The sequence below is a fragment of the Streptococcus sp. HMSC056C01 genome (assembly GCF_001811305.1).
Lineage (GTDB): Bacteria > Bacillota > Bacilli > Lactobacillales > Streptococcaceae > Streptococcus.
On sequence record NZ_KV804219.1, the window covers coordinates 71,138 to 71,427 of the forward strand.

The 290-nt window shown below is 42.8% G+C and carries 1 pseudogene; it reads left to right on the forward strand.

Going from position 1 to position 290, the window contains the following annotated elements:
* A pseudogene (gene ileS / locus HMPREF2795_RS10100) lies at positions 1-290 on the forward strand (isoleucine--tRNA ligase); the annotation flags it as partial.

Consider the following 290-nt stretch of genomic DNA (forward strand, 5'->3'; position numbering starts at 1 on the left):
AATTGTCAGAATTGCCAGAAGCTCAAACGTTTGCTAACCAAGAGGAAATCTTGGACACATGGGCAGCCTTCATGGACTTCCGTGGACAAGCTCAAAAAGCCTTGGAAGAAGCTCGTAATGAAAAAGTCATCGGTAAATCCCTTGAAGCTCATTTGACAGTTTATCCAAACGAAGTCGTTAAAACTCTTCTTGGAGCTGTTGATAGCAATGTTGCTCAACTTTTGATCGTCTCAGAATTGACTATCGAAGAAGGTGCAGCTCCAGAAGGTGCAGTAGCCTTTGAAGATGTA